This is a genomic window from Novosphingobium sp. CCH12-A3 (assembly GCF_001556015.1).
In the GTDB taxonomy this organism is placed as follows: Bacteria; Pseudomonadota; Alphaproteobacteria; order Sphingomonadales; family Sphingomonadaceae; genus Novosphingobium; species Novosphingobium subterraneum.
The window spans coordinates 1-9,577 of record NZ_LSIA01000225.1 but is presented as its reverse complement, the minus strand read 5'-3'; the positions used below and the strand labels follow the sequence as shown (position 1 = coordinate 9,577).

Genomic DNA, 9,577 nt, shown 5'->3' with positions numbered 1-9,577 from the left:
GCTGGCGCGACGCGCGCACCGTCTTGCGCTACGGAGCAAAGCTAACGGCCAAGAGGGGGTCAGTTCCGGTAGGGGGCGAAATGACACCCTAAACGAATTGTCAAACGCAATTGTCATCGCAGACGTGCTGGCTCGGGGATTTCGTCGGCCTCCCCGGTAGTGGCATAAACCTCCTCGCGGATGATCCGTTCCGTGATGATCATCAGGTGGGCGCTGAGCGCGTCGCTCAATTCCTGAAATTCCGGCCACAGTGTGTTGTTGATGAAGCTGGCGGGGGCGTGAACCATGACCGTCTGGCGGTGCATGCGCGTGTAGCGGAACGGACGCAGCCCATAACGGCGACATAGCGCGGTGAACAATTGGCGCGGCCACGGGTCTGGAATGGAAAATTTGAACTCTTCGGCCTTTTCTCGCGATTTGGTGTCAGAAAATTGGCGCCGTATGCGCTCAGCGGCGGCGCCCGCTGCGGCTTTTTCACCGGCGGTTGCCGCCCCAGCAAACAGGGCCTCGATTTTGCGCAATTTCTCGCGCAGCCGTTGCTCGGCGTCCATTTCCTGCGTGGGTTTCAATGGCGGGTTGGCCACGGCGCGGTAAGGCCGGGAAGGCCCTGCTGCCGCACACGCACGCAGGCGAGAACGGCGGCGTGGATTTCGGTCTCCATGATCTCAGTCATGGTGCGCAAATGCTGGATAGTTTCCTTGATTTGCGCGCGGTCCTCAGGCTCGCCAGCGGTGCGTTCGATAAGGTCGGCGACACCAAGCATCACGGCCCTGATTTCGCCTAAATGCGTGACGGCTTCGTGTGCCCGTTCGGGAAGGCCAGATTCTTTGGCGCCGTTGAACAGCCCTTCGACAAACCCTTCTGCCTCCTGACCGCGCACCAGACCAAGATTGCCGAGATTGGCCGCGGTCGGCTCCATCGGCACCGGCATGGCCTTGAATGGTGTCTTGGGATCCTGGTGCGCTGCCAGTTCGTTCCATAGCGCCATCACGAGTGTGCCAAGCAGTTCATTGGCGTCTTCCATACTGTCGAACTCGGGCAATTCCCCGCCCCAAAGGTCGGCGATCACCGTCATGGGCTTCACGTCAGGATCGGGACTGGCGATGGCGCCCAACAGTCGGGTGCGAACCTCGTGATAGCCAACCGGGCAATCGTGTTTGGCCAGCAGGGCGCGTATCACTCTGTCGCTGGGCAGTTTTGTCGCTGTCTTTGCCATCGCAATGCCTTGACGATACTCACAATCCGATCTTGCCTACACCGGCTCAGCATCCTTGGGCCAGAGATATTCACCGGTCAGCAGAATGTGCGCCCAGCCCAATGGTGAGATGTGGGCAAGCAATTCGGGAGGCACATCGAGGCCATCCCGGCGCCGAGCTTCAACGGCCTCGTGCAGGTGCAAGGTATTCCAGAATATCACGATGACGGCCAGCAGATTGAGCCCGGCGATCCGGAAGTGCTGCCCCTCGCTGGTGTGATCCCGGATTTCGCCCTGGCGGCCAATCCGCAGCGCATTCTTCAAGGCATGATGCGCCTCGCCCTTGTTGAGCCCGATCTGGGCGCGACGCTGCATGTCGGCATCGAGGATCCAGTCGATGAGAAACAGCGTGCGCTCGATCCGGCCAACTTCGCGCAAGGCCACCGCCAGATTGCTCTGGCGTGGATAGCCGGCAAGCTTGCGCAGCATCTGGTGGGGTTCGATCCGGCCCGAGTTCACGGTGGCGATAGCACGAAACAGGTCCGGCCAGTTGGCGACGATGATATCTTCCCGGACCTTGCCCGCCACCAGCTTGCGCAGTTCGGTCGGAGTAGCGGCGGGATCAAACACGTAAAACCGCTTCGATGGCAGATCGCGGATGCGCAGGACGAGGCGGCGATCGAGCAGACCGCTCATGCCAAAGACGTGATCGGTGTAGCCTGCCGTGTCGGCATATTGTTCGCGGATCTGCCTGCCCGCCTCATTGGCCAGCAGGCCACTGAGGATGTAGGGTGCCTCGCTCGCCGTCACCGGGATGAGGCGCGATGCGAACGGTGCATACTGGTCGTTCACCGAGCTGTAGCTCTTTGTGCCGGGATCATTGCCATACTTCGCGTTGACTGCGTTCATCGCCTCTCCCTGCCGAGCCGCGGGAAAGAACTGACCATCGCTCGAGGCGGTAGTGCCAACCCCCCAATGGCGGGCCATGTCCAGCTTTCCCTGCGCAGCCACCACCGTCGCCAGGGCCTGATCCATGGCCTCGCTCTCGACGTACCAGCGCGCCAGGCGCGACAACTGCCAGTAATCGTGGGTGTTCGAGGCTTCTGCCATTTTGCGCAGGCCCAGATTGAGTCCTTCCGCCAACAGAACGTTGAGCAAACCGATCCTGTCCTCGCACGGCGCGCCCGTTCGCAGGTGCGTGAAAGCTTCAGAAAAACCGGTAACAGCGTCGACCTCCAACAGGATGTCAGTGATCCGTGCCGATGGCATCCGGCGGTAAAGATCGAGGATCAGCTCGTGGGCCTCATCAGGTACATCGGCTGTCAGCCGGTCGATACGGAGCGTGCCATTTTCGATGCTGCCGTGGGGAATGGTTCCATTGCGGGCGGCTGCGGCAAGGCGCTTCAGTCCGGCCGACAATCTCGCCTTGCGATCGGCAAGCCATGTGTGCGGATCGACCGGCATGGCCAGTTGGGTCATTTCCTGCTGGGCGGCAGCCATCGGCACCAACACTTGCTTCATGTCGCCGTAGCGCCGCGAATGCTCCAGCCACATGTCACCAGCGCGGAAAGCATCGCGAAGATGGAACAAGACCGAGACCTCCCAGAAGCGGTTATCGTTCCGCTCCTGGTTCCTGAGATGGCGAAGCCATTTGGAACTGGGCCTCAGGAAATCCGAATCCGCTGCGTCCGGCGGCCTATTATCCCTGATTTTCATGGCGGCTGCCAGCAGGGGCTTGGCAACTGGCGCGCACTCGATCCTGAGGCAGCGTAACATGCGCGGCACATATCGCCGGAACCGGTGGTAGCCCATTCCGACATGGACCAGCGGTTCATCAGCCATGGTGGAGCTCAACCGCGCGGCGGTCGCTACCAACTGATCGAGCTGGTCCCATTCCGGTATCCGGCCAAGCACTGTCTCGACCGGCACGCCATCATTGCGCGCCGTGATCATTGCGGTGCCGATGGCGGTAAATCCGCGCAACGTGGCCGTCACCGCTGAACGAGCATCGCCAATTCGGGTTTCGTGGAGTTGTTTCGCCTCGCGCCAGGTCTTGCCAACAATCCGGTCATGGGTCTCAATCACGGCATCGGCGATGGCAGCTTCCCATTCGACGCAGCAGCAGGCAAGGACGGCAATGCGCCGATCCGACGTGATATCGCGTAGCCCGTCGGTGAAATAGCGCTCCCCCTGCCGGCGCAACCGCGTGATCCTGTGCACGGGCACGCCTTTCAGCACGGCCGTCGGCAGATTGAGGCCCTGAAGAAACTCGAGGCGGTCGAGCAAGCGGCTCGCCGCCGTGGATTTGTTGCCAACCTCGAATTTGCGCAGCCACACGAGGCGACTGATGTTGCCCGGCATCGTTTCCGTCAGCAATGCGACCATTCGCTTGCGCATTTCACCGTCGATCCGGCGAGCGATGCGCGTTTCAATACGCCGCTCGGCGGCAACCAGCGCATCGGCACACAACCGCTCGATCGTCGTGATCGCTGGCAGGATGGTCTGGGTCTCCCGGCAATGAGCCACGAAACGCCTGACGATGTCCTCGCTGGACCGCGCCTCTTCCGCCTCCCGCGACAACCACTCCTTGAAATCCCGAGCATACCGCCCGGTAAACATCTTGTAGCCGTAAATCCGGCGCAGCGCGTCCATATGCTGCTGGCGCGTCTGCCGACGCGCCGCGTAGGTCAGCAACGCATCTGCCGGGACGCCCAATTGGGCGCCGATGAATGCAAGCACCGGTTGGGGAATGACTTCGCCTGGGTTCAGCAATCGACCGGGAAAGCGGAGGGCGCACAACTGTAATGCAAAACCGATACGATTTGCTGGTCTGCGGCGCTCGTTGATGTGACCGAAGTCATCATCGGCCAGCATATAGTGCCGTAGCAACTGTGCATCATCAGTCGGCAGGGCAAAGAGAGCAGATCGCTGGCGGTCGGTGAGAATAGTGCGCCGGGTCATTGCATCTGTCCCATTTGATCATTAGTCTGTTTGAGACGGAGTTCGGACCAGCATTTCTGCGGCTTTGCAAGCCGGAAATCCGGAAGGGTTCAATTGGGACAACGCGCCGCCATTTACGCCCGGGTTTCAACCTCGGACCAGTCGTGCGAGCGCCAACTTCTCGACCTGACCGGTTTCGCCGAGCGCGGCGGGTTTGAGGTGATCGCCACGTTCACTGAAACGGCTTCCGGTATGAAAGCCGGTCACTCCGCCCGCAAGCAGGTCATGCAATTGGCGCAGGCCCGAAAGATCGATGCCATTCTGGTCACCGAACTTAGCCGCTGGGGGCGCTCGACACAGGACCTGCTCGATACGCTCAACGTCCTTGCGGGGTGGAGAGTTTCGGTCGTCGCCATGAGCGGCATGACCTTCGAGCTCAATACCCCGCATGGACGGATGATGGCGACCTTGCTCGCGGGCATCGCCCAGTTCGAGAGGGACTTGCTCAGCGAACGGGTCAAATCCGGCTTGGCCGCAGCCCGCTCGCGCGGACGCAAACTGGGCCGTCAACCTGGAGACCGTCCGAAATCGGATCGATTGACCCCCAGGGTCATCGAGGCGATAGAAGCCGGGCGCAGCTATCGTTGGATTGCACGCGATCTCGGGATCAGCAAGAACACGGTCACAGCGATTGTGCGCCGCCACCGAGACGGATCGGCATTGTAGTATATAGTTGACATGCCGTCCTAGTCTGTGCATTATACTTGGCATGATCGAAGTCCTCCGCACCGCCGAGTTCATCGACTGGCTCACGGCGCTGCGGGATGCTCAGGCGCGGGCGCGGATCGCCAAACGGATCGACCGTATCGCTCAGGGCAACTTTGGCGACGCCAAGTCTGTCGGCGACGGGGTGAGCGAACTACGCTTTACCTTCGGGCCGGGATACCGGGTCTACTACACCCGGCGCGGCGATGTCGTGGTGATCCTGTTGTGCGGCGGCGACAAGGGCTCGCAGGAACGGGACATCGATCGGGCGAAGGCCATGGCGAAGGAGGTTTGACGATGACACTCGAAACCAAGCCCTGGGATGCGGCCGAGGCACTGAACACCCCGGCGGATATCGCGGCGTATCTCGACGCCTACCTTGAGGATGGCACCACCGAGGAACTGCTGCGTGCCCTCAGCACCGTCGCGCGCTCGCATGGGATGTCGGCGCTAGCCCGCGAAACCGGGATCAGCCGGGAAGCCCTTTACAGGGCATTCAGCGACAACGGCAATCCGACGCTCGGTACGCTTCTGCGCGTGATGAAGGCATTCGGCGTGCGCCTTGCCGTGGCGGCCTGATTTGCGCTGGCGGCGCTTAGGGTGTCATTTCGCCCTCTACCGGAACTGACCCCATAGTTAGCGTGCCCCGCCCCGCGCGAGGCGGTCCATAAGATCGTCCACTTCCCCGGCGCGGCGGCGATCGGCCTCGTAACGCTCATGGCGCTCGCGTTCGGCCTCTAGTCTAGCGTGCAGCTCGGCTGCCTCGGCCGCGCCGCGCAGCTCGAACAGTACTGCCGGCGCGCCCTCGACCGTCTTGGTCATGGTCATGGTGTATTCGGGGAGTTGGTCGGCCTCGATGATCTTCCGCAACATGCGGTTGAACTCCTTGGGCTGGGCGTCACTCCCGGCCTTCTCTCGCAGCAGTTCGACGCGGCACGTCCATCCGCCCCGCTGACTGCCGGCGTGCTTGCGCGCGATACGATACACTGCCCGCTCAAGCCCGCCTGTCAGCAGGAAATAATCGACGTGCATGGTGAGAAGCGACCGCTCGCTGACAATCCCCTCATAGACCCAGTTCGACAGGGTGATGGTCATCCCGCGCGGTTGCTCTGTCGCGGGATCGACCTCCAGGCTCCACCCGTCCAGCCACCCGAATTGCGCTTCGGTGCGGCGCTTGGGCGCGCGCAGCGACGTGCGAATGGAAGTCGTCTCCAGGCGCGACAAAGCCGCCTGCAGCTCGGTATAGTCGCGCCCGCCCGTCCCGCGCCGGATCGCCCGCAACAGGTCGTAGGTCGTCGTGGTCAGCGTCCGGGGCAGATCGTTGACGCCCTGCTCCTTCATCCGGTTGAGGACCGACGCGGCCCAAATCAATATGTCGGCGTCCCATATCGTCGCCATGCCGTAGGCGGGCATCGCCTCGACCTTCACCCACGCCTCGCCGTCCGGGCTGCGATATTCGATCGGCTTGAGGCGCTTACGTTTCTGGAGCGAGAAAAACGGGCGCTCCATCACCTCCCGCTGATCCTTCAGCGGGAGGTCGTTCATCAGCGGAATGAACAAGTCGAACGTGGGATTGGGATCGCGGCGCTTGCTCACGGGGCGAACCGGGTATGCCCGCGCGTCACGAGATATTGCCGCAAGAGCCGCTCGGTGATGACGGTCAGCGGCTCGCCCCCTTCCTCGACGCTCAATTGCCGCAAGGTGCGGTGCATGTCCTCGGGGATATGGATCAGCACGGGCTTCTTGCCGGGGTGGCTGCTGCGCCGCGCCGGGCTTTCGCCGGGATCGCTGCGCGCCCCCTGCCCTCCCCTGCCCCGTTGCTTTGGGACCGCCTCTGCCCTCGTCGGTTTGGAAGATGGCGCTGCTGCCGGCGTCGACGGCGCTATCGCTTCAGTCGCGGCCTGGGGCACAGGCGGCGGCGCAACCTCGGTTTCCGGATCATCGAAAATCCCGGCCAGGGCAGACGATTTCTTGGCCATTACGCAACCTCGCTTAGTGGCTTATTCGCATAACCGCTTAGTCGCTTAGCTTCGGCGTAAGCCGCGCGCAACTCTGCTGCCGCCTTGCTGTCAGGGTCCAGCTCGATCGCGGTCTTGCCGATCGGCGTCGCTTTGTAGAAGTCCTTGCGGAAATGCAGCACGCTATCGAACACGGCAACGCCCTTGGCGGCGAAGCCGGCGCGCGCCTCGTCCCCCTCCCCGCCCTGGTGCGGCACTTGCGTCAGGATCACGGCGAACGGCGTTCCCGCCTGCTGCACCTGCTTGACGGTTTGGAGGACCGAATGAACGTCGAGGCCGCGCGGCGCGACCGGGATCACCACGAAATCGGCCTGTTCGGCCGCGAGCATGGCGATGTCCTTCGAGTTCGCCGGCGTGTCGATGATGATAAGGTCCACCTTGCCGCTATCGCGGCCGCGTGAGACATGCAGCGGCAGGCCTGCGACGCTGCTATCCTTCACCATGACATCGTCGCTATCCCGCCGCTCTGACCAGTAGAGCGCGGACCCCTGCCGATCGTCGGCATCGAGGATCACGACCGCCGCCCCTTCGCGGGCGGCCTCGACGGCAAAGGCGGTCGCGATGGTCGTCTTCGACTGGCCGCCCTTCTGCGCGATGATAGCCCAAGTTTGCATGATGGCTCCCTACTAAGCGATTATGCGATCTATATCGCTTAGTCGCTTAGTAGGCAAGGCACGCCATTAATCGCTTAGTCGCTTAGTGGTTTATCCGCTTGGTATGTCAGGCTTCCGCGTCGCCGCCTTCATCCTCGCTGTCATCATCCAGCGGTTCATGCTGCATCTGGCCGTGATCCTCGATCGGGCAAAGCGGCGCTCCGGCCTGCTCAAGCCATTTGCGCGCGGTCCTGACGGTATAGCCGCACGTCGCGCACTCGCATTTGAGCATCCGGGCTTTCTGCTTCTTCGGCGCGGTCGACTCTCCGTCCGTGTCGAGGCGGGCATGGGGGAGGGGGCCAGCGGCATCGAGGATCGGCGCGATGGCCGCAAGAAACGCCTCGCCGGGGGTGGTGGCGCGCATCGGCCCGACTAGGCCCAGCCCAAGGGCGACTCGTTTAAACGCCTTCCCATGCCCTGCCGGGATGCCGACTGCGGCATGGACAAGCTCATGCGCGAGGATGGCCGCGATCTGCGCCGGCATCGCGTCGGGCGCGTGCGCCAGGTCCGGGCGGATGAAGATTTCAAAATGTCCGTCCGCGCTCAAGCGGTTGTCCCAGCACTCGCCGATCGCCTTGCCCTTCGCGCCTCTGCTGGTGAAGCCGATCGCCACGCGCACGCGGTCGGGCAGGGGGGCGTCCAGCGCCTCGAACAGCGGGGCCACGCCCTGCGCCACCGCATTGAGCCAGCTTTCACGGGTTTGGTGGGTCATCGTCCTTACTCCCTTCAAATCGCCTGTCCGGCGATGGCCATGCCATCGGCCGGAACACGGACGGCCAAGAACGCCGGCGAGAGAGGGGGGCAGCGGGATTCGACGGGGGTGGAGCGGCCGCAGCGCAGCGAGGCACGGCCCCGTCTAATCCCGTTGCGGGGGAGAGGCGGCCGGGACCGCCTTCCCCCTTCAAACAAACATCGACGCCGGCGCACGCCGGCACATCGCCCACGAGATCCGCGCAGCGATCTCGCCCCGCCATGTGGATCGTTACCTTGGGCCAAGACCGCTTGCGGGCTTGGGGAGCGAAGCGAGTAGAGCCACGGTGCCGCGCCAGCGGCAGGCGCTTAATCGCTTAATCGCTTAGTCGCTTATTATTATTGGCTATCAGGATTTGGGCCTTGAAAATAATGCGTTTCTGCATTACCTTGCCTTATATGGAGGTAATGACCATGACGACATTAAGCGTGACCACGCGGGGCCAGGTGACGTTTCGGAAGGATATTCTGAAACATCTCGGCATCCAGCCCGGTGGCAAGATCAGGCTCGACCTGCTGCCCGATGGGCGGGCGGAACTGAAAGCGGACCAGCCAAAGGGTTCGTGGCGGGCGCTGCACGGGATGCTCAAGGGGAAGGGCGACGGTCCCCGGTTCACGATCGAGGAAATCAACGACGCTATTGCGGAAGCGGGCGCTGCTGCGGGTGTGGCCGGTCTGGACGGTAAATGAAGATCACGGCCGACACGAACGTCTTGCTGCGCCTGGTGCTGGCGGACGACGAAGCGCAGGGCCTCGCCGCCGTCGAAGCGATGGAAAGCGCAAGCCACGTTGCCATCAGCGTGCATTCACTGTGCGAACTCGCCTGGGTTCTGGAACGACTCTACAAGAAAACCCGGCCCGAAATTGCCGCCGCGATCCGAGGCGTGATCGACGCGGAGAACGTCGTCGTCAATCGCCCTGCGGTGGAAGCGGGCCTGGCTATCCTCGATGCGGGCGGCGACTTTGCGGACGGGGTGATCGCTTTCGACGGCCGATTCCACGGCGGGGAGACGTTCGTGTCCTTCGACAAAACGGCGGTCAAACTGCTGAAAGGGCAGGGGGCCGCCGCCCATCTGCTGAAATAGCCATGCGAGCGATCTTCATCCGGCATGGGGAAAGCACCGGCAACGCCGGCGTGCCGTGCCATGATCTCGCGACGATCGAACTGACGGAGCGCGGCCACGAACAGGCGAGTGCGGTCGCGTCGAGCTGGACGCAAGCGCCCGCGCTCATCGTCACGTCGCCCTATACCCGCA

13 protein-coding genes are annotated in these 9,577 nt (G+C 62.8%); 6 read left to right on the top strand and 7 right to left on the bottom strand.

What is annotated here, in order from left to right; translation table 11 throughout:
* Positions 1-113: 113 nt before the first annotated feature.
* The 3 genes from AX703_RS17965 to AX703_RS17955 all read right to left on the bottom strand — a co-directional run bounded on the left by AX703_RS17965 (position 114) and on the right by AX703_RS17955 (position 4,156).
* A complete protein-coding gene (locus AX703_RS17965; RefSeq protein ID WP_062346036.1) occupies positions 114-551 on the bottom strand; it encodes a hypothetical protein in 438 nt (145 codons plus the stop codon).
* Between the two features lie 14 nt (positions 552-565).
* Entirely contained in the window at positions 566-1,114 is a 549-nt protein-coding gene (locus tag AX703_RS17960; RefSeq protein ID WP_231735603.1) for a UPF0149 family protein, read from the bottom strand.
* A gap of 138 nt (positions 1,115-1,252) precedes the next feature.
* Positions 1,253-4,156, bottom strand: coding sequence for a Tn3 family transposase (locus AX703_RS17955; RefSeq protein WP_062346032.1), 2,904 nt, complete (start codon positions 4,154-4,156; stop codon positions 1,253-1,255).
* A gap of 93 nt (positions 4,157-4,249) precedes the next feature.
* On the opposite strand from AX703_RS17955, the gene AX703_RS17950 reads away from it, so the two are divergent.
* Genes AX703_RS17950 through AX703_RS17940 form a run of 3 tightly spaced genes read left to right on the top strand, consistent with a single transcriptional unit; the run spans position 4,250 to position 5,479 of the window.
* Positions 4,250-4,861 carry a recombinase family protein gene (locus AX703_RS17950; RefSeq protein ID WP_062346030.1) on the top strand — a complete coding sequence of 204 codons (612 nt, stop codon included), beginning with the start codon at positions 4,250-4,252 and terminating at the stop codon, positions 4,859-4,861.
* A 43-nt stretch (positions 4,862-4,904) separates the two neighbouring features.
* Positions 4,905-5,195: a type II toxin-antitoxin system RelE/ParE family toxin gene (locus tag AX703_RS17945; protein ID WP_062346028.1), complete on the top strand. Its 291-nt coding sequence runs from the start codon at positions 4,905-4,907 to the stop codon at positions 5,193-5,195.
* 2 nt (positions 5,196-5,197) lie between these two features.
* The gene (locus AX703_RS17940; protein WP_062346027.1) at positions 5,198-5,479 is read left to right on the top strand and encodes an addiction module antidote protein; all 282 of its coding nucleotides are present in this window, start codon (positions 5,198-5,200) and stop codon (positions 5,477-5,479) included.
* 57 nt (positions 5,480-5,536) lie between these two features.
* Here AX703_RS17940 and AX703_RS17935 read toward each other — a convergent pair whose 3' ends face one another.
* From AX703_RS17935 to AX703_RS17920, 4 genes are all read right to left on the bottom strand, one after another.
* A complete protein-coding gene (locus AX703_RS17935; protein ID WP_017503520.1) occupies positions 5,537-6,496 on the bottom strand; it encodes a replication initiator protein A in 960 nt (319 codons plus the stop codon).
* Positions 6,493-6,879, bottom strand: coding sequence for a hypothetical protein (locus AX703_RS17930; protein ID WP_017503521.1), 387 nt, complete (start codon positions 6,877-6,879; stop codon positions 6,493-6,495). The genes AX703_RS17935 and AX703_RS17930 overlap by 4 nt, the downstream gene beginning before the upstream one ends.
* Positions 6,879-7,532 carry a ParA family protein gene (locus AX703_RS17925; RefSeq protein ID WP_017503522.1) on the bottom strand — a complete coding sequence of 218 codons (654 nt, stop codon included), beginning with the start codon at positions 7,530-7,532 and terminating at the stop codon, positions 6,879-6,881. Before AX703_RS17925 ends, AX703_RS17930 begins: the two co-directional genes overlap by 1 nt.
* A gap of 106 nt (positions 7,533-7,638) precedes the next feature.
* A complete protein-coding gene (locus tag AX703_RS17920; protein WP_062346025.1) occupies positions 7,639-8,283 on the bottom strand; it encodes a hypothetical protein in 645 nt (214 codons plus the stop codon).
* Between the two features lie 446 nt (positions 8,284-8,729).
* On the opposite strand from AX703_RS17920, the gene AX703_RS17915 reads away from it, so the two are divergent.
* The 3 genes from AX703_RS17915 to AX703_RS17905 form a co-directional block, all read left to right on the top strand.
* Positions 8,730-9,011 (top strand): AbrB/MazE/SpoVT family DNA-binding domain-containing protein, encoded by a 282-nt coding sequence (locus AX703_RS17915; RefSeq protein ID WP_231735602.1) that lies wholly within the window; start codon positions 8,730-8,732, stop codon positions 9,009-9,011.
* Positions 9,008-9,406 carry a type II toxin-antitoxin system VapC family toxin gene (locus AX703_RS17910; RefSeq protein WP_017503525.1) on the top strand — a complete coding sequence of 133 codons (399 nt, stop codon included), beginning with the start codon at positions 9,008-9,010 and terminating at the stop codon, positions 9,404-9,406. Before AX703_RS17915 ends, AX703_RS17910 begins: the two co-directional genes overlap by 4 nt.
* A 2-nt stretch (positions 9,407-9,408) precedes the next feature.
* Positions 9,409-9,577: phosphoglycerate mutase family protein (locus AX703_RS17905; RefSeq protein ID WP_197423758.1), on the top strand; the 169-nt coding region annotated here is incomplete at its 3' end.